Origin of the sequence: Burkholderia sp. HAN2018 (genome assembly GCF_024704855.1) — a bacterium.
Classification (GTDB): domain Bacteria; phylum Pseudomonadota; class Gammaproteobacteria; order Burkholderiales; family Burkholderiaceae; genus Burkholderia; species Burkholderia cepacia.
In genome coordinates, this window is record NZ_QOBB01000001.1 from 1 (window position 1) to 17,063 (window position 17,063).

18 protein-coding genes are annotated in these 17,063 nt (G+C 63.3%); 10 read left to right on the top strand and 8 right to left on the bottom strand.

Annotation, left to right across the window (positions count from 1 at the left end):
- The first annotated feature begins 112 nt into the window (after nucleotides 1–112).
- Entirely contained in the window at nucleotides 113–433 is a 321-nt protein-coding gene (locus DPV74_RS00005) for a DUF1330 domain-containing protein (RefSeq protein ID WP_060286015.1), read from the top strand.
- A 28-nt stretch (nucleotides 434–461) separates the two neighbouring features.
- Here the strand turns inward: DPV74_RS00005 and DPV74_RS00010 are convergent, their stop codons facing one another.
- Nucleotides 462–1,298 (bottom strand): NAD(P)-dependent oxidoreductase, encoded by an 837-nt coding sequence (locus tag DPV74_RS00010; protein WP_119336258.1) that lies wholly within the window; start codon nucleotides 1,296–1,298, stop codon nucleotides 462–464.
- A gap of 82 nt (nucleotides 1,299–1,380) precedes the next feature.
- On the opposite strand from DPV74_RS00010, the gene DPV74_RS00015 reads away from it, so the two are divergent.
- Entirely contained in the window at nucleotides 1,381–2,484 is a 1,104-nt protein-coding gene (locus DPV74_RS00015) for a LacI family DNA-binding transcriptional regulator (RefSeq protein WP_027789782.1), read from the top strand.
- A 94-nt stretch (nucleotides 2,485–2,578) separates the two neighbouring features.
- On the opposite strand, the gene DPV74_RS00020 is transcribed toward DPV74_RS00015, so the two are convergent.
- Nucleotides 2,579–3,871 (bottom strand): MFS transporter, encoded by a 1,293-nt coding sequence (locus DPV74_RS00020; RefSeq protein WP_059589565.1) that lies wholly within the window; start codon nucleotides 3,869–3,871, stop codon nucleotides 2,579–2,581.
- A gap of 578 nt (nucleotides 3,872–4,449) precedes the next feature.
- Here DPV74_RS00020 and DPV74_RS00025 point away from each other — a divergent pair.
- Nucleotides 4,450–4,983: a methylated-DNA--[protein]-cysteine S-methyltransferase gene (locus DPV74_RS00025; RefSeq protein ID WP_119336259.1), complete on the top strand. Its 534-nt coding sequence runs from the start codon at nucleotides 4,450–4,452 to the stop codon at nucleotides 4,981–4,983.
- A 19-nt stretch (nucleotides 4,984–5,002) separates the two neighbouring features.
- On the opposite strand, the gene DPV74_RS00030 is transcribed toward DPV74_RS00025, so the two are convergent.
- Nucleotides 5,003–5,821 carry a helix-turn-helix domain-containing protein gene (locus DPV74_RS00030; RefSeq protein ID WP_119336260.1) on the bottom strand — a complete coding sequence of 273 codons (819 nt, stop codon included), beginning with the start codon at nucleotides 5,819–5,821 and terminating at the stop codon, nucleotides 5,003–5,005.
- Between the two features lie 77 nt (nucleotides 5,822–5,898).
- Here DPV74_RS00030 and panB point away from each other — a divergent pair, with 77 nt between their 5' ends.
- Nucleotides 5,899–6,756 (top strand): 3-methyl-2-oxobutanoate hydroxymethyltransferase, encoded by an 858-nt coding sequence (gene panB / locus DPV74_RS00035; RefSeq protein ID WP_060085687.1) that lies wholly within the window; start codon nucleotides 5,899–5,901, stop codon nucleotides 6,754–6,756.
- Between the two features lie 36 nt (nucleotides 6,757–6,792).
- On the opposite strand, the gene DPV74_RS00040 is transcribed toward panB, so the two are convergent.
- Nucleotides 6,793–7,284 (bottom strand): Lrp/AsnC family transcriptional regulator, encoded by a 492-nt coding sequence (locus DPV74_RS00040; protein ID WP_021160045.1) that lies wholly within the window; start codon nucleotides 7,282–7,284, stop codon nucleotides 6,793–6,795.
- A gap of 156 nt (nucleotides 7,285–7,440) precedes the next feature.
- On the opposite strand from DPV74_RS00040, the gene glmS reads away from it, so the two are divergent.
- Complete coding sequence (gene glmS / locus DPV74_RS00045) at nucleotides 7,441–9,270, top strand: glutamine--fructose-6-phosphate transaminase (isomerizing) (protein WP_059692786.1); 1,830 nt, start codon at nucleotides 7,441–7,443, stop codon at nucleotides 9,268–9,270.
- A gap of 219 nt (nucleotides 9,271–9,489) precedes the next feature.
- Here the strand turns inward: glmS and DPV74_RS00050 are convergent, their stop codons facing one another.
- From DPV74_RS00050 to DPV74_RS00060, 3 genes are read right to left on the bottom strand one after another with little or no spacing between them, the layout of a single operon-like run.
- Nucleotides 9,490–9,987 carry a TPM domain-containing protein gene (locus tag DPV74_RS00050; protein WP_119336261.1) on the bottom strand — a complete coding sequence of 166 codons (498 nt, stop codon included), beginning with the start codon at nucleotides 9,985–9,987 and terminating at the stop codon, nucleotides 9,490–9,492.
- 2 nt (nucleotides 9,988–9,989) lie between these two features.
- Nucleotides 9,990–10,838, bottom strand: a complete 849-nt coding sequence (locus DPV74_RS00055; RefSeq protein WP_119336262.1) for a YgcG family protein — start codon at nucleotides 10,836–10,838, stop codon at nucleotides 9,990–9,992.
- A gap of 2 nt (nucleotides 10,839–10,840) precedes the next feature.
- Nucleotides 10,841–11,503 carry a LemA family protein gene (locus DPV74_RS00060; RefSeq protein WP_226113416.1) on the bottom strand — a complete coding sequence of 221 codons (663 nt, stop codon included), beginning with the start codon at nucleotides 11,501–11,503 and terminating at the stop codon, nucleotides 10,841–10,843.
- Between the two features lie 271 nt (nucleotides 11,504–11,774).
- Here DPV74_RS00060 and DPV74_RS00065 point away from each other — a divergent pair, with 271 nt between their 5' ends.
- From DPV74_RS00065 to DPV74_RS00085, 5 genes are all read left to right on the top strand, one after another.
- Entirely contained in the window at nucleotides 11,775–12,212 is a 438-nt protein-coding gene (locus DPV74_RS00065; RefSeq protein ID WP_240439891.1) for a hypothetical protein, read from the top strand.
- A 22-nt stretch (nucleotides 12,213–12,234) separates the two neighbouring features.
- A complete protein-coding gene (locus DPV74_RS00070; RefSeq protein ID WP_119336263.1) occupies nucleotides 12,235–12,489 on the top strand; it encodes a DUF2933 domain-containing protein in 255 nt (84 codons plus the stop codon).
- Nucleotides 12,473–13,129, top strand: coding sequence for an isoprenylcysteine carboxylmethyltransferase family protein (locus tag DPV74_RS00075; protein ID WP_059692958.1), 657 nt, complete (start codon nucleotides 12,473–12,475; stop codon nucleotides 13,127–13,129). The genes DPV74_RS00070 and DPV74_RS00075 overlap by 17 nt, the downstream gene beginning before the upstream one ends.
- A 71-nt stretch (nucleotides 13,130–13,200) precedes the next feature.
- A complete protein-coding gene (locus DPV74_RS00080) occupies nucleotides 13,201–13,467 on the top strand; it encodes a DUF5676 family membrane protein (RefSeq protein WP_060171563.1) in 267 nt (88 codons plus the stop codon).
- A gap of 214 nt (nucleotides 13,468–13,681) precedes the next feature.
- Nucleotides 13,682–16,129 carry a heavy metal translocating P-type ATPase gene (locus tag DPV74_RS00085; RefSeq protein WP_257942883.1) on the top strand — a complete coding sequence of 816 codons (2,448 nt, stop codon included), beginning with the start codon at nucleotides 13,682–13,684 and terminating at the stop codon, nucleotides 16,127–16,129.
- 355 nt (nucleotides 16,130–16,484) lie between these two features.
- Here the strand turns inward: DPV74_RS00085 and DPV74_RS00090 are convergent, their stop codons facing one another.
- Complete coding sequence (locus DPV74_RS00090; protein WP_162922902.1) at nucleotides 16,485–17,009, bottom strand: SMI1/KNR4 family protein; 525 nt, start codon at nucleotides 17,007–17,009, stop codon at nucleotides 16,485–16,487.
- Nucleotides 17,010–17,063: the final 54 nt, after the last annotated feature.

Below are 17,063 nucleotides of genomic sequence, written 5' to 3' on the forward strand. Positions count from 1 at the left end.
ACGCGCCATCGTTAGCGGCCGTGCGGATTTCCTTACGTCGCAGGTAATCGACGCGCGCCTTCCGCACCGCGATCATGGCTCCATCGACTCACCTCACGCCACGGAGCCCGCCATGACCGCCTACGCCATCGCCCACCTGCACGACGTCGAGATGTGCGACGACATCGTCGAGTACCTCGAGCGCATCGACGGCACGCTCGCGCCGTATGACGGCCATTTCGTGATTCACGGCGCACGGCCGGAAGTGCGCGAAGGCGTGTGGCGCGGCGACCTGGTCGCGATCGCGTTCCCCGATCTCGCCACCGCGCGTGCATGGTACGAATCGGATGCGTACCGCCAGATCCAGCCGCTGCGCGCACGTCACGCGAGCGGCCCGCTGATCCTGATCGACGGCGTCGACGCGCGGCACCGCGCGACCGACATCCTGCGCTGAACCGCGGCCGCAGCGACGCCGGCGGCGCTTACGACGCGTTGCGCTCCATCGGCTCGCCGACGACGAACCCGCCGCCCTGGAACCGCTGCGCGGGATCGTCGTAGTCGGCGGTCGGCGCCGCCACCGGGAACAACCCGGCGAACTGCTCCGAACTGTCGCTCGGGCGGAAGCCGAGGAAGCCGGCCTTCGTGTTGTCCCACCACTTCACCGGGTTGTCCGACGCGCCGTACACGATCGCATGCCCGACGCGGTTCGTGAGCAGCGAGCAGCGCACGAGCTCGATGAAGTCGCGATAGCTGAGGAACGTCACCAGCATGCGCGGATTCTTCGGTACTTCGAACGACGAGCCGATCCGCAGGCATACCGTCTCGATCCCGAAGCGGTCGAAGTAATAGCGCGACAGCGATTCGCCGAAGCACTTCGTCACGCCATACAGGCTGTCGGGGCGCAGCGGCGAATCGGCATCGAGCACTTCCGTGACCGGATGGAAACCGATCGCATGGTTCGAGCTCGCGAACACGACGCGCTTCACGCCATGCTTGCGCGCGGCTTCGTACAGGTTGTACGTGCCGGTGATGTTCGCACCGACGAGATCGTCGAACGGTGCATCGACCGAAATGCCGCCGAGATGGACGATCGCGTCCACGCCGTCGACGAGCTGCATCACGGCCGGGCGATCGGCCAGATCGACGACGCGGGTTTCTTCATGCGCGGCCGCGTCGCCGAGCGTCGCGATGTCGCTGACGCGCACGACGTCGGCCCAGTCGGCGAGCGCGCCGCGCAACTGGCGGCCGAGGTTGCCGGCCGCGCCCGTCAGCAGCAGGCGCCCGAACGGTTTGCGCGCGCCGGTGGATGAGGCGTTCATCGAATCTCCTTGAATCTGACCTGAAATCTGACTGGATCGGAAAACGTTTTCCAACTATACGCGGGAGCGCATCCGAACGTCAATGGCCGAACCCGCTCGCAGCCATCCGCACTTTCCCGATATCGGCGCGTGGCCGCACGGCCCCGTTTTCTGCCACAATCCGGCGTTATCGAACGAAAACGTTACCCTCCGCATGAAAAAAGTTTCCCCGACGATCCGCGACGTGGCGGCGGAAGCCGGCGTGTCGGTCGCGACGGTATCGAAGTACGTGAACGGCACGCAGCGCTTTTCGCCGACCGTCGAAGCCCGGCTCAAGGAGGCGATCGACCGGCTCGGCTACCGTTCGAACCCGCTCGCGCGCTCGATGATCACCGGCCGCACGCGCACCATCGGCCTCGTGATCCTCGACATCAGCAACCCGCACTTCACGAACGTGGTGAAGGGGGCGAACCGCGTCGCGCTGCAGCACGACTACACGCTGCTGCTCGTCGATACCGAGGAGAGCCAGGCACGCGAACGCTCGCTGATCGAGGCGCTCGCGCAGCGCGTCGACGGGCTGATCGTCAGCACGCGGATGCCCGACGACGAAGCCGGCTGGATGCTCGACCTCAACAAGCCGCTCGTGCTGCTGCGCCGCAGCCCCGGCCTGCCGATTCCGAGCGTCGGCATCGACAACCGGCTGTCGACCTACATGCTCGCGCGCCATCTGCTCAATCTCGGCCACACGCGCATCGCGTATCTCGGCTTCGGCACCGCGCGCGTGAACGACGAGCGGATCCAGGGCGCGCGCGACTGCCTCGCCGAAGCCGGGCTCACGCTCGACGTGCACGATGCGCATGCGCCGACCGCCGAGGCCGGCGAGCGCGCGTGTTCGCGCGTGATGCTCGGGCCGCAGCGTCCGCAAGCCGTGATCTGCTACAACGACCTGATCGCGCTCGGCTTCATGAAGGAAGCCGCGTCGCTCGGCTTCCGGCTGCCGCAGGACGTGTCGGTCGCGGGCATCGACAACGTGCCGTACGGCGAATACGCGGCGCCCGCGCTGACGACCGTCGACATCCAGAGCGAGAACATGGGCGAGCTCGCGATGCAGAAGCTGATCGACGCGCTCGCGGGGCGCACCGACGCGAGTTATTCGACGTTCGAGCCGCGGCTGATCATGCGCGCGTCGACGGCCGCGGCCGGTTGAGTGCCCTGCCCCACCCCTCCAAAAGAAAACGCGCCGCCCAAGGGCGGCGCGTTCGTTTGCGGACATGCGATGAAGTGACTACGCAATCACCCCGTCACGCGTCGAGTTGTGCCGGCTTCATCTTCGGCGTAAGCATGTGCATCACGGCCAGCGCGAGCAGGTAGGCCGACGCACCGATCGCGAACAGCACCCAGTAGTGGCCCGTGCGCTGCAGCACCTGGCCGATCACTTCCGAGAACAGCACGCCGCCGATCGAACCGGCCATCCCGCCGATCCCGACCACCGATGCAACCGCGCGGCGCGGAAACAGGTCGGACGCCGTCGTGAACAGGTTCGCCGACCAGCCCTGGTGCGCGGCGGCGGCGAGGCCGACGATCAGCACCGCGACCCACAGGCTCTGCACCTGCGACACGAACGCGATCGGCAGCACGCAGCACGCGCAGATCAGCATCGCCGTCTTGCGCGCGCGGTTCACGCTCCAGCCCGCGCGCAGCAGCATCGACGACAGCCAGCCGCCGCCGATGCTGCCGACCGTCGTCAACGCATAGATGCAGACGAGCGGCAGGCCGATGTGCTGCATGTCCATCCCGCGCGATTCGTTGAGCCACTTCGGCAGCCAGAACAGGTAGAACCACCACACCGGGTCGGTCAGGAACTTGCCGATCAGGAACGCCCACGTTTCGCGCTTGCGGATCAGTTCGCCCCAGCGCGGCGCGCCGGCGTTCGCGTTCGCCGCGTCGAGCGCTTCCGCTTCGTCGCGCGGCTCGTCGTATTCCGCGGCGAGCGCGCGCGTATCGGCCTGGCGATAGAGCACGAGCCATACCGCGAGCCAGACGATGCCGATCGCGCCGATGATCACGAACGCCGCACGCCAGCCGTAGGCCACCGCGATGGCCGGGATGATCGCCGGCGCGAACACCGCGCCGATGTTCGCGCCCGAGTTGAAGATGCCGGTGGCGAGCGCACGTTCGCGGCGCGGAAACCATTCGGCCGTCGTCTTGATCGCGGCCGGGAAGTTGCCGCCCTCGCCGATCCCGAGCAGCGCACGCACGAACGCGAAGCCCATGACCGAGCCGACCGCCGCGTGCAGCATCGCGGCGATGCTCCACACCAGCATCGCGACCGCGTACGAGACGCGCGTGCCGAGCCAGTCGACGATCCGCCCGAAGCCGAGCAGGCCGAGGGCATAGAACGCGGAAAACGCCATCACGATGCGGCCGTACTGCACCTGGGTCCAGCCGATGTCGTGCTGGAGCATCGGTGCGAGCAGGCCGAGGATCTGCCGGTCCATGTAGTTGATCACGGTCGCGAAAAACAGCAGCGCACAGACGGTCCAGCGATAGCGGCTGGCGGCCGCGCGCACGGCGCCGACGACGGCAGATTGCATGAATGTCTCCGATGCGCGGCCGCGCCCGTCGCGCCGCACGGTATTCGTTGGCCGGCGACCGGCGCCGGGGCGGACGGCGGCGCGCTGTCGCGCACGGCCGAATTCGCCGATCAATCTGGAAAACGTTTTTCAAAGGATAGGTCGTCAGCCGGCGCCCTGTCAGTCGGGGATTTCGATGAGTCATCTCAAATTGGTCGCGGCAAAAGAGACGACTGTTTTGCAATGTGGCATTAACCGTTTTTCCCGGATTTTCCCGCCATCAGGGCGAGCGCACGATCACGGATGCACATGTCCGAATCCGGCCAGGATCAGGGCCGGGATGGTTTACAGTCGCCCCATGCGCGTCGATTCCCCTCGCCTGCCGCGACGCCGCGCAGCACAACCCCACCCGCGAGCCACATGAAACGCCCTGCCATCGCTTTTACTCTCGTTGCCGGATGCCTGGCGGGCTGCGCCACGCACGATCTCGCCCCCGCGTCGGGCGAAGCAAGTGCCGAACCGCCGCGCCGCATGCGGCGCGCCGGGCGCCGTGGCGCGCGTATGCCGCTCGTGCGGCCCCTTCACGGAGAGATGTTGCGATGACTCCCGCTCACCTGATTCCGAGCCCGCTGGGCGACATCGCGGTACGTATCGAGGACGATACGCTGACGGGCCTCTACTTCGTCGGCCAGAAATACTTCCCGCCGGTTGCGATCGTGACCGGAGCGGACGCGCTCGCGACGCCACCGATCGCGCGCAAGGTCGCGGAAGAAATCGCCGAGTATTTCACCGGCACGCGCGAGACGTTCTCGGTGCCGATTCAACTGCGCGGCACCGCGTTTCAGCGACGTGTATGGAAGGAACTGCTCGCGATTCCGTTCGGCGAACTCGTGACGTACGGCGACATCACCGAGCGCGTCGGGTTGCCGATGAGCGGCGCGCGCGCCGTGGGCGGCGCGGTCGGGCGGAACCCGGTGTCGATCATGGTGCCGTGCCATCGCGTGGTCGGCGCATCGGGCAGCCTGACCGGTTATGCAGGCGGGATCGACCGCAAGCGTGCGCTGCTGTCGCTCGAAGGCGCGGGGTTCGAGCGCGGCGCCCGCCATCCGGCGCAGCAGGCGCTCGCGTTCTGAGTAAGGGCGGGCAGCCGCGTCACGCGCTCAGCACGGGCCGGCGCGCTCCACGCTTCGCATACGCGCCGGGCGTCACGCGGAATTTCGCCTGGAACAGCGCGATGAACGACGACGTCGAGTCGTAGCCCAGTTGCGCGGCCACCGCGCCGATCGGCTCGCCCGCATCGAGCAGCGGCAGCGACGCCAGCAGCCGCACCGCCTGCCGCCATTCGGTGAACGACAGCCCCGTGTCCTGCCGGAACAGCCGCGACAGCGTCCGTCGCGTCGCACCGACCTGATGCCCCCATTCGTCGAGATTGCGCGTATCGCCCGGATACGCATGCAACGCACGCGCGATTTTCAGCAGACGCGGATCGCGCGGCAGCGGCACCGTCAGCGGCGCCGCCCGCATCCGTGCGATCCGGTCGGCGATCAGGCAGACGAGCGCGCCGTCCGGCCCCGCTTCGTCGTAATTCACCGGCAATTCGGCCGTGGCGATCACCAGCTCGCGCAGCAGCGGCGTCATGCAGAGGATCGCGCAATCGTCGTGCACGTCGTCGCGCGCGATCGCCGCGTCGAGATACAGGCTGTGGAACGCGACACAATCGCGCGTCGACACCGCATGCGGCACGTGCGGCGGTATCCACATCGCATAGTGCGGCGGCAACAGCTGCCGGCCCGACGGCGTCGACACCTCGAGCACGCCGCTCGTCGCATACATCAGCTGCGCCCACGGATGACTGTGCGCGTCGACGCTCGCGTTGCCGGGAATCTCGAACGCACGCACATACAGCGGCCTCGGCAGGCGTGCCATCGGCGGCACCGCGTAAGGGTCACCCGATTGTCCCGCCAGCAACATAAGACGTCCTCCGAAGGTCATTGCACGAACGAGCGCGATGCTACCGTGGCGGCTCTTCTTTCACACGGCTTCAGCCCATGAGCGCTCATACCCGCACCACCCGCAAGACCGTCACCGCGATCCGTTCGACCAAGGGCGTCGGCAGCCTCGTCTCGCTGACCGCCTACTCCGCGCCGATGGCGAAACTCGTCGACGAAGTGGCCGACGTGATCATCGTCGGCGACTCCGTCGGCATGGTGCTGTACGGGATGCCCGATACGCTGCGCGTCACGCTCGACATGATGATTGCACACGGCGCGGCCGTCGTACGCGGCGCCGCGCAGGCGTGCGTCGTCGTCGACCTGCCGTTCTCGACTTATCAGGAATCGCCTGCGCAAGCGTATCGCTCCGCCGCGCGCCTGCTCGCCGAAACCGGTGCGCAGGCCGTGAAGCTCGAGGGCGGCAGCGAGATGGCCGACACGATCCGCTTCCTGACCGAGCGCGGCATCCCGGTGATGGCGCACGTCGGCCTCATGCCGCAGCAGGCCAACGCGACGGGCGGCTTCCGCGCGCAGGGGATGGACCCGCGCTCGGCCGCGCAGGTGTTCGACGCCGCGTGCTCGGCCGAACGGGCCGGCGCGTTCGGCGTCGTCATCGAAGGCACCGCCGAAGCGCTCGCACGCCACCTGACCGAAACGCTGACGATCCCGACGATCGGCATCGGCGCATCGCCGGCGTGCGACGGGCAGGTGCTCGTGACCGAGGACATGATCGGCGCTTTCGATGCGTACACGCCGCGCTTCGTGAAGCGTTACGCCGATGCAAACGCCGTGATGCGCGACGCGATCCGCCAGTATGCGCACGACGTGCGGCAGCACGTGTTTCCGGAACCCGCGCATTGCTTCGGGTATGGCAAGCCGCTGCAGCTGATCGAAGCCGCCGACGCGGCCGCGTAATCGCATCGCCGGCGCATCGTGAACCGTGCGATCGCTTCACGCGCGCTTGCGCATCGCATGTGTGACCCGCGCGTTCGCCTCGAATTTCGCGCGATGCGTCGAGAAGAACGTCCGCACGTTGCGGACGTTCGATGCGCCGGTGAACAGCCGGCGCGCGAATTCGTCGTATTCGGCGACGTCGGCCAGATCGGCCACCACGACGAAATCGGGCCCCGGCGACACGCGGTAGCACTGCGTGACAGCCGGCTCCGCGCACACGTACGCTTCGAACGCGTCGTAGTCTTCCGCCGTCTGCCGGTCGAGACTGATCTCGATCAGCGCGGTGACGGCCGTGCCGATCGCCACCGGGTCGAGCACCGCGACCTGCCGGCGGATCACGCCCGCCTCCGTCAGCCGCCGCACGCGGCGCATGCAGGTGGGCGGCGACGACAGCGCGCGCTCGGCGAGTTGCAGGTTCGACACCGACGCGTCGTCCTGCAGGATCGCGAGAATGCGCAGGTCGAGATCGTCGAGGGTGATGCCGGCCATCGGCGGCTCCTTCCGGTCAGGGTGTGAAATTTAATTTCAACATGATAGATGATCAACCATCCATTTCATTTGTTCTTGTATTTTGAAATTTAATTCCATCATACGACCTCTACCATCGCTCTCACTGATCCAGACAGGACATTTACGGAGCGCGATATGTGTGGAATTGTCGGGGCGGTCGCCCAGCGGGACATCCTGCCGAACCTGGTCGACGGCCTGAAGCGGCTCGAATACCGCGGTTACGATTCATGCGGCGTGGTGGTCTACCGCGACCGGGCGCTGGCGCGCGCCCGCAGCGTCGACCGCGTCGCGAACCTGCAGCGCGAGATCGCCGGGCAAGCGCTGTCGGGCTACACCGGCATCGCGCACACGCGCTGGGCCACGCATGGCGCGCCCGTCACGCTCAACGCGCATCCTCACTTTTCGCCGAGCGACGCGAACGCGCGCATCGCGCTGTCGCATAACGGGATCATCGAGAACTGCGATCAACTGCGCGCCGAACTGCAGGCGCAAGGCTACGTGTTCGCGAGCCAGACCGACAGCGAGGCGATCGCGCACCTGGTCGACCACCTGTACGACGGCGATCTGTTCGATGCGGTACGGCGCGCGGTCGCGCGACTGCGCGGCAGCTATGCGATCGCGGTGATGTGCCGCGACGAGCCGCACCGGATCGTCGGCGCGCGCGACGGGATGCCGCTCGTCGTCGGCGTCGGTGAGGGCGAGAATTTTCTGGCGTCCGACGCGATTGCGCTGTCGGGGATCACCGATCGGATCGCGTACCTCGAGAACGGCGACGTTGCCGATATCCAGCTGCATCGCTACTGGATCGTCGATGCCGCCGGCCAGCGCGTCGAGCGCGCGGTGCAGCGGGTCGCCGCGCATAGCGGCGCGGCCGATCTCGGTTCGTATCGCTACTACATGCAGAAGGAGATCTTCGAGCAGCCGCAGGCGGTGGCCGATACGCTGCTCGATGTGTCTTCGATCATGCCGGAGCTGTTCGGCGATGGTGCGTGGCGGGTTTTCAACGACGTCGATTCGGTGTTGTTGCTCGCATGCGGCGGGAGTTATCACGCGGCGCTCACGGCGAAGTACTGGATCGAGAGCATCGCGAAGCTGCCGGCCAGCGTGGAAATTGCGAGCGAGTTTCGCTATCGCGACAGTGTGCCGAACCCGCGCACGCTCGTCGTCGCGGTGTCGCAAAGCGGCGAGACGGCCGACGTGCTCGGCGCCGTGCATGTCGCGAAGCAAAGCGGGATGATGCATACGCTCGCGATCTGCAACGTTGCGACGAGCGCGTTGATGCGGGAATGTGCGCTGCAGTTCGTCACGCGCGCGGGGGTCGAGATCGGGGTGGCTTCGACGAAGGCCTTTACGACGCAGCTCGTCGCGCTGTTTCTGCTCACGCTATCGCTTGCGCAAATGCGTGGGCGGTTGAGCGACGACGCGGAGAAGGAACATCTGCGGGCGCTGCGGCATCTGCCCGATGCGATGTCGAAGGTGCTCGCGCTGGAACCGCAGATCATGGCGTGGTCGGAACTGCTCGCGAGGCGCGACAACATGCTGTTTCTCGGGCGCGGGATGCATTATCCGATCGCGCTCGAGGGTGCGCTGAAGATGAAGGAGATTTCTTATATTCATGCGGAGGCTTATCCGGCCGGGGAGCTGAAGCATGGGCCGCTGGCGCTCGTCAGCAACGAGATGCCGGTGATTGCAGTGGCGCCGAACGACATGCTGCTCGAGAAACTCCGGTCGAACATGCATGAGGTCAGTGCGCGAAATGGCCGGCTTTTTGTGTTCGCGGATGTGGACTGCGGGTTGGTGCCGGGCGACGGGATCGAGGTCATTCGGCTCAACGAATACTACGGGCCGCTTTCGCCGATTCTGCATACGGTGCCGATGCAACTGCTGGCGTATCACGCGGCGCTGGCGCGGGGGACGGATATCGATAAGCCAAGGAATCTGGCGAAGTCGGTGACGGTGGAGTGAGGGGGGGCGGGTGTGCTGAGGTGCATTAATTTCAGTTACAGACACCCGATTCAGGTTTGGTTACGAGGGTCTTTTGTGCCGCCACGCCAAGCCGTTGTCGACACGCGAGCGTGCTTGCCGGCGCTCGCTTCTACCGACGAAATAACCGTCCACGGTCTCATCCGGACGACGGCAATGTGCCTGCTCAGGCACTGCCCACTTAATGTCGAGCTTCGGAACTCATATCACGGCGGGGGCACTCGAGAGGTCGTCGCGTCGCGGGTCTTGAAGCGGAAAGTGCTTTTGCAGCAGTACTGTGACTTGCTCGATACCGTGCAGCACACCGGACCGATAATCGCCTTGCTGGAAATGAGCTTCCATGGCCTGGCAAATCGCCTCCCATTCGCGGCTGTCCACCCTGGCGTGTATGCCCCGGTCGACGACAATTTCGACGTCCCGGTCCGCAAGAAGCAGATAGATGAGAATGCCGTTGTTGTGCTCGGTGTCCCAGACCCGCAGGTCCGAGAAAACCTCGATGGCACGGTCCCTCGCAGAGATGCCTCTCAGCAAGGCTCCGATGTGCAGCGCCCCCTCTACAGCAAACCTGACTTGACCGACATGCGCGCGATGACTTGCACGGACAGCCTCTTCGATCGAGATTAGCGTCTGACGAGGAAATGCCTTGTCGACCCGCCAGTGGGTCGCGAAAAGATGCCGGAACAGACGTTTCAGGTCCATGCTCACCACCGTCCCGATGCGCCGCCGCCGCCGAAGCCCCCACCGCCTCCGCGAAAGATGTCGCGATTCGAATCACGACCGAAACGCCCACCGCTGCCGCCGATGAAGCGCCCGCCAGCGGCTCTCGTACCGCCACCCAGCAGCGTGAAGAGCAGCGCCATCAAGCCCGCCGCGATGGCGACAAGAAGCGCCTGCGACAAAATCCATGCGAGTACGCCAACGACGCCGCCTGTCACGACGGCGCCTGGCAGTCGGCCAAACATGGCGCGCAGCAGCCCGCCTGCCATGACCGTCAGGAGGAAGAGGACGGGAAGCAACCGCCCGGCGCCGTCGCCTGACAGAGCTCGCCGCTGCGGCGGAGATAACGGTTCGCCGCTGGTTACGCGCATGATGGCGTCGAGGCCAGCCGTGATGCCACCGTAGAAGTCCCCGTTTCGGAAACGCGGAACTATCGCCTCGTTGATGATGCGACTGCTCGTCGCATCGGTGAGCACGCCTTCGAGGCCATATCCGACCTCGATTCGAAGCGCTCGGTCGTTCTTGGCGACAATCAGCAGCACACCGTCGTCGATGTTCTTGCGCCCAAGCTTCCATTGCTCGACGACTCGCATCGAATACTGCTCGATGGTTTCGGGCTCCGTGGTCGAAACGACGAGAACAGAAATCTGCGTTCCCCGTTTCGCCTCGAACTCTCTCGACATCTTCTCGAGGCTGACCAACTGGTCACCGGTCAGCGTTCCAGTCACATCGGTGACTCTCGATGTGAGCGGCGGGATAACGGCGTCCGCGCGGGCGCACGATCCTCCCAAGACTAAGAGGGCCAAGGCGAAGGCCATCGCCAGTCGGAACATGTTCAATTGGAGGCCTTGCCCGCAGATGCCGGCGTCGAGCCGAAGTCGACCCGAGGCGGTTTCGAAATCTCGGCTTCGTTGCTCACCGAGAAGTTGGGGCGTTCCAGATAGCCAAATGCCTTCGCAGTCAAATTTTCCGGGAACGAACGTATCGTCGTGTTGTACGCCTGGACGGACCGAATGTATCGGTTTCGGGCTACGGCAATGCGATTTTCCGTACCCTCGAGCTGCGCCTGCAGATCCCGGAAGTTCGCGTCCGACTTCAATTGCGGATAGTTCTCCGATACCACGAGCAGACGCGACAGAGACGACGTGAGCTGCCCCTGCGCCGCTTCAAACTTTGCAAACGCCTGCGGGTCGGCAATGATTTCCGGCGTGGCGCGAATCGAGCCGACTTGGGCCCGGGCCTCCGTCACACTTACGAGCACTTCCTTTTCCTGATTCGCATACCCCTTCACCGTGCTGACGAGATTGGGAACCAGGTCAGCGCGCCGTTGATATTGATTTAGAACTTCCGACCAACTGGCCTTCACCTGCTCGTCTTCGCTCTGGATGGCGTTATAGCCACATCCTGAGAGCGACAGCACGCTCAGCGCCAAAGCGCCCGTCAGAAGTGCACGGGCCAGACGGCGCCGTGCGGAGATTGCTGCTGAGTTTGTCAACATGCACGCGCCTCTGTCCGATATTCCCCGGCATTGCGCCGCTCACCGGTGCACTGCCTATCGTAAGTAGCCGGACGGTCGCAGGGTTGACGCACGTCAACGCTGCACTGTCGAGCGCGCCGGGAACGATGTACCACCTCGGTCGCGTGTCGGCTCCGGGGGCTTGCTACGTATGAACAATTCGGCACGTGGTTCGTTGAGCCACATCAAGCCATCGAAGGGGCGTCAGCATAGAGTGGTTTCAGGGCTCGACCGGCTCTCGAGAACCATGCTCATGGAGAACAAGATGGCATTCCCGCGAAAACTCGCAATCGCAATTACGGCGCTCGGCATGGCCAGTGCCGTTGCAATCGCCGGTACGCCGGCGGCCGGCGACAGTGCAGCTCACGACGCCCATCATCCGAATAAGGCGGCAGCAAAAGCGCCGGGCAAGTCAAACCGCGAGGCGGACGACCAAATGCAGGCGATGCGCGCCATGCATGAAAAGATGATGAGCGCGAAGACGCCTGAAGAGCGCGCTGCCCTGATGGACGAGCAAATGAAAGTCATGCAAAACGGCATGGGCATGATGGAAATGATGGGCGCTCACTCGTCCGGTATGCCGATGTCGTCGCGGCAGGGCAGTATGGAAATGCGCATGGACATGATGCAAATGATGATGCAGGCAATGATGGACCGTCAGGCTGCTCGGGAGCATCCGGCGGAGAAGTGACGATACGAAACAGGAGGCAGCCATGGATGACAGCCCGCATGCTGGTCGGTCGTTCTGGAAATCGCGGTCGGCCATTGCGCTCGTAGCCTTCGCTGCAATCGCACTCTTCCTGTTACTCACGGAACATCGCGCCCATTTCCTTGGCGTGTTGCCCTATCTGCTGTTGCTCTCGTGCCCGCTGATGCATCTGTTTATGCACCATGGGCACGGGCATCATGGGACAAAATCGACCGATGGGCGCCCCAATTCGGGAGACAGTCATGACCAGCATCGGTGACGGTTACGGGCTGTGGAGCCTCGTTGCTATCAATTCTCTCGTCTTCATCATCTTCGCGTTCAGCTTCTTCAAGCCGGCAACAAAGCGGGACTGGAGAACGTTCGGTGGATTCTCCGCTTTCATCGTCGCGCTATTCGCGGAGATGTACGGGTTTCCGCTCACCATCTATTTGCTGTCGGGTTGGTTGCAGACGCGCTTTCCACAGGCCAATTTGCTGTCGCACGACGCTGGACACCTCTGGTGGACCCTGACCGGCAGACACGGCGACCCGCATGGCGGACTTCCGCATCTCCTCAGTTTCTTCCTGATATTGGGCGGCTTCTACTTGTTGTCCACCGCATGGCACGTACTGTATGAAGCTCAGCGTAACAACGAGTTGGCCACCACCGGGCCCTACTCGAAGATCCGACATCCCCAGTACGTCGGATTCGTCGTCATCATGCTGGGCTTCCTGCTCCAATGGCCCACGCTCGTGACCTTGGCCATGTTTCCTGTTCTGGTTTTCATGTACGTTCGACTAGCCAGACAAGAGGAGCGCGATTCGGAGGCACGGTTCGGCGCTGCGTGGCGTGAATACGCGGCACACACGCCGCGCTTCGTGCCGAACTTGTTCGGAAAACGCCCGGCTCAAGTACATTGATTTCAGACGGCTCTCCGCAGCTGGCGCTGCCGCCGAACTCAATCGCACTCTTCCGGGATGAGGAGGCTGGCATGAAGCCCTTCAAGACTGGCGTGACGCTCTCGGCCACGGTTGTGCTCTTCTATGTCCTATGCACGCTCGTATGGATGGCACTTCCCGAACCGTTCATGAACTTCATGAACGCACTTTTTCACGGACTCGATTTCCGGCGTCTCCAGACGGGCGAGCCATTGTCCTGGTGGTTTGTTGTCTACCCGGCCTTTGTGTTCGCGGTCTGGTTCTTTGCAGCAGGCGTCTTCTTCGCGTGGTTACACAACCGCTTGAGTGAACCCAATTGACGCAATTCCGTACGCCTGCCCATCTCCCTGCAACGGAAAAGCATGGAATGAACGTTGCTCCGCGCTATCGCTCAACACATCGAAGCGTCGTCGCCGGCGTGCCCCGATTTGACAATAGGGCCTCACCGTTCGCGGCACCGTCGTTACGCCAATATCGAACGCGCAGGGCAACGGCCCCCAATGGGGGTGGAACGGGTACTCAAAGGAGCGTCAAATGAGCGGCCAATCCGGCGAAGACAAGCTGTATCACCCACGGATTTCCGAGCAAGGGGCATCGGGCGAATCTCACGCTCGTGAGACGGACAAGCATGCCCATTCCACCGAGCATGGGCGCGACGCGCATACTCATCACCATCAGGTTCAGGAAGAACACGTTCATCGCGCAGATTCACTTCGCGACCCGGTCTGTGGAATGACGGTGACCGATGCGTCACGCTTCCGCTGCGAACACCATGCCAGGTGGTACACGTTCTGCAGCGAGGCTTGCCTGGCGAAATTCCAGGCTGCGCCGTCCAAGTACGTCGAGCCCTCGACCATTGAGCAACCGCAAGCAGTTCCCGGGGGCACCCTCTACACGTGCCCGATGCACCCGGAAATTCGCCAGGACCATCCCGGGCAATGTCCGAAGTGCGGCATGACACTGGAACCGATTCTGCCCAGCGTTGACGAAGGCGAAAATCCCGAATTGGTCGATTTCCGACATCGATTCCGGTGGACGCTGCCACTGACCATCGTAGTGTTCGTCCTGGCGATGTTCGGCCATCGTTTCGAATTGATGGATGTTCGCAGCGAGAGCTGGGTCGAATTCATTCTGTCGACACCGGTCGTCTTGTGGGCAGGCCTGCCGTTTTTCGCGCGATGCGCGCGTTCGTTCATGAACCGCAGCCCCAACATGTGGACCCTCATCGGGCTCGGAACAGGTGCGGCGTATATCTACAGTGTCATCGCCACCATCTTCCCCGGCGTGTTTCCTGAAACGTACAGCATGCACGGCCGAGTCAGCGTGTATTTTGAAGCTGCGGCAGTCATCATTTCGCTGACGCTACTCGGACAATTGCTCGAGCTTAAGGCCCGCTCGCAAACGTCCGCAGCCATCAAGGCGCTGCTCGGGCTCGCGCCCAAGACGGCGCGCCGCATTAACCCGAACGGCTCAGAGGAAGACATTCCGTTGTCCCACGTGCATGTGGGCGACCAGCTTCGGGTGCGGCCAGGCGAGAAAGTCCCTGTGGATGGTGTCGTGACTGACGGCACGAGCTCGTTGGACGAGTCCATGATTACAGGCGAGCCGATTCCGGTCACGAAGCGTGTCGGCGACCACGTCATTGGCGCGACGATGAACGCAACGGGCAGTCTGGTCATTCGCTCGGAGAAGGTCGGCTCGCAGACTGTGCTCTCGCAAATCGTGCAGATGGTCGCGCAGGCTCAGCGGTCTCGCGCGCCCATGCAGCGGATGGCGGATAAGGTTGCGGGAGTATTCGTCGTCGGGGTCGTCAGCGTCGCGTTTCTGACATTCCTCCTGTGGGGCATATTCGGGCCGGAGCCCAGCTGGGTGTTTGGCCTTATCAACGCTGTCGCAGTGCTCATCATCGCGTGTCCATGCGCGTTGGGGCTCGCGACGCCGATGTCCATCATGGTGGCGAGCGGCAAAGGTGCTACCACGGGGGTTCTCTTTCGGGACGCCGCTGCCATCGAGAATTTTCGAAAGGTCGATGTCCTGATTGTGGACAAGACCGGGACGCTGACCGAAGGGCGTCCTGCGTTCGAGCGGGCTGTCGGAACGAACGGACACTCGGCCGATGAAGTGCTTCACCTGGCCGCCAGTCTCGACCAAGGCAGCGAACATCCGCTCGCGGCTGCAATCGTCGCCGCGGCACGCGAGAAAGGGGGGCAGCTGGACCGAGCGGAAAAATTCGAATCCGTGACGGGCATCGGCGTGCGCGGGCTGGTCGCCGGTCGACGGCTGGCGTTGGGCAATACCGCGCTCATGCAGACTGACCAGGTGTCCGTCGAGTCGCTAGCGAAGGAAGCAGACCGTATGCGAGCGCAAGGTGCGAGCGTCATGTACCTGTCAGTCGATGGCCGTTTGGCCGGTTTGCTTACGGTCGCCGACCCAATCAAGACCACCACGCCGGAGGCGCTTGCGACGTTGAAGGAGAACGGCATCCGAGTCGTTATGGCGACCGGCGATGGGGTGGTAACGGCCAAGGCCGTTGCCGAGAGACTCGGTATCGACGAATATCACGGCGAGGTCAAGCCGGCCGACAAGCTCGACTTGGTGACGAAGCTCCAGCAGGCCCGGCATGTTGTGGCGATGGCTGGCGACGGCATCAACGACGCCCCGGCGCTCGCGAAAGCCGATGTCGGCGTTGCCATGGGAACAGGCACGGACGTGGCGATGAGCAGCGCGCAAGTGACGCTCGTCAAAGGCGACTTGCGCGGCATCGCACGAGCGCGAGAGCTGTCCGAGGCAACTGTCGCGAACATGAAGCAAAACCTCGGCTTCGCGTTCGTGTACAACGCGCTTGGGGTTCCGTTGGCGGCCGGGGTACTTTACCCGTTCACAGGATTGCTGCTGTCGCCGATGATCGCGGCGCTTGCGATGAGTTTGAGTTCCGCGTCTGTCATCTCGAACGCGCTGAGGTTGCGTAACGCCAAAGTTTGAGCGGCGATACCGCATGCGAGCCTTTCGGACTGTTTCCTCGATGAAACCTTGCCACCGCTCGCTTTGTGAATCTCGTACGGACTGAAGGTAGATGTCAGGGGGTTGGAATTAAACAGCGTCTCCATGGCCTCGACCAGGCGAATCGCCAGCAGTCTCTCCGGAGAATCCGCGGCCGGACCCTAAAGCAATTTTGGCAACACGCTATGAATCGCGAACGAACCATGACTCAAGACGGTAACGGAAAACTCAGTTCAAGAGAGCCGCCCGAGCAGTTCCCGCTACCAGAGTACGTAACTCAAACTAATGCAAAAGCGCATGTTCTGACTGCGTTCCGGGAAGCCGATATATTCGCCTTTTAGCCGGGCCAGTCATCGACAGGGATGAACTGCATGTGCTTCGTTCCAGCGACAACAGTATCCAGGAATGCCGGGAATCCATCTGCTACAAAATACAGGTTGCCGCATTCGGCCACCTTTGCGATATCCGGCTTGGCGGTGTCGTCGGCATGCAGATTGGTTCTATCCCAATAAAGAACCTTTCGAGCATCGCCGAACTTCGCGAGCGCATAGTAATTTCCACCCGGGTCATCGCCGATCACAAAGAATTCACTCAGGAACCCAACCTCATCCCTGACGCGCTCATTCTGCTCAATCAGATCAAAATTATCATTACTTGCAGCGAGCCCGAACAACGACGAAAAAGAGATCACTCCATTATAGACGCCAGAGAAATCAAGATCGAGATAATCGGCGCCACTGACGAAAAAGCCGTTCCACTTCTTCAGGAAATTCACATATTCCACCGGAATACCGAAACCAATTCGGGATTCCAGCTCCGTGAAAAACGGCGCCGCAGGCTTTACACCATACAGAACTGGCACATTACCTCCTCTACACGACGGTCGATTCCACGATGGCGCAGCACCATACGCGAT

What these genes read in the sequence shown, in the direction of transcription:
- DPV74_RS00080 (WP_060171563.1), top strand. Translation starts at nt 13,201, where the DNA reads ATGAAGCCCTTCAAGACTGGCGTGACGCTCTCGGCCACGGTTGTGCTC.
- DPV74_RS00065 (WP_240439891.1), top strand. Translation starts at nt 11,775, where the DNA reads ATGGAGAACAAGATGGCATTCCCGCGAAAACTCGCAATCGCAATTACG.
- DPV74_RS00015 (WP_027789782.1), top strand. Translation starts at nt 1,381, where the DNA reads ATGGCCGAACCCGCTCGCAGCCATCCGCACTTTCCCGATATCGGCGCG.
- DPV74_RS00030 (WP_119336260.1), bottom strand. Translation starts at nt 5,821, where the DNA reads ATGTTGCTGGCGGGACAATCGGGTGACCCTTACGCGGTGCCGCCGATG.
- DPV74_RS00085 (WP_257942883.1), top strand. Translation starts at nt 13,682, where the DNA reads ATGAGCGGCCAATCCGGCGAAGACAAGCTGTATCACCCACGGATTTCC.
- DPV74_RS00050 (WP_119336261.1), bottom strand. Translation starts at nt 9,987, where the DNA reads ATGGACCTGAAACGTCTGTTCCGGCATCTTTTCGCGACCCACTGGCGG.
- DPV74_RS00010 (WP_119336258.1), bottom strand. Translation starts at nt 1,298, where the DNA reads ATGAACGCCTCATCCACCGGCGCGCGCAAACCGTTCGGGCGCCTGCTG.
- DPV74_RS00040 (WP_021160045.1), bottom strand. Translation starts at nt 7,284, where the DNA reads ATGGCCGGCATCACCCTCGACGATCTCGACCTGCGCATTCTCGCGATC.
- panB (WP_060085687.1), top strand. Translation starts at nt 5,899, where the DNA reads ATGAGCGCTCATACCCGCACCACCCGCAAGACCGTCACCGCGATCCGT.
- DPV74_RS00020 (WP_059589565.1), bottom strand. Translation starts at nt 3,871, where the DNA reads ATGCAATCTGCCGTCGTCGGCGCCGTGCGCGCGGCCGCCAGCCGCTAT.
- DPV74_RS00075 (WP_059692958.1), top strand. Translation starts at nt 12,473, where the DNA reads ATGACCAGCATCGGTGACGGTTACGGGCTGTGGAGCCTCGTTGCTATC.
- DPV74_RS00005 (WP_060286015.1), top strand. Translation starts at nt 113, where the DNA reads ATGACCGCCTACGCCATCGCCCACCTGCACGACGTCGAGATGTGCGAC.
- DPV74_RS00055 (WP_119336262.1), bottom strand. Translation starts at nt 10,838, where the DNA reads ATGTTCCGACTGGCGATGGCCTTCGCCTTGGCCCTCTTAGTCTTGGGA.
- DPV74_RS00070 (WP_119336263.1), top strand. Translation starts at nt 12,235, where the DNA reads ATGGATGACAGCCCGCATGCTGGTCGGTCGTTCTGGAAATCGCGGTCG.
- DPV74_RS00060 (WP_226113416.1), bottom strand. Translation starts at nt 11,503, where the DNA reads ATGTTGACAAACTCAGCAGCAATCTCCGCACGGCGCCGTCTGGCCCGT.
- DPV74_RS00025 (WP_119336259.1), top strand. Translation starts at nt 4,450, where the DNA reads ATGACTCCCGCTCACCTGATTCCGAGCCCGCTGGGCGACATCGCGGTA.
- glmS (WP_059692786.1), top strand. Translation starts at nt 7,441, where the DNA reads ATGTGTGGAATTGTCGGGGCGGTCGCCCAGCGGGACATCCTGCCGAAC.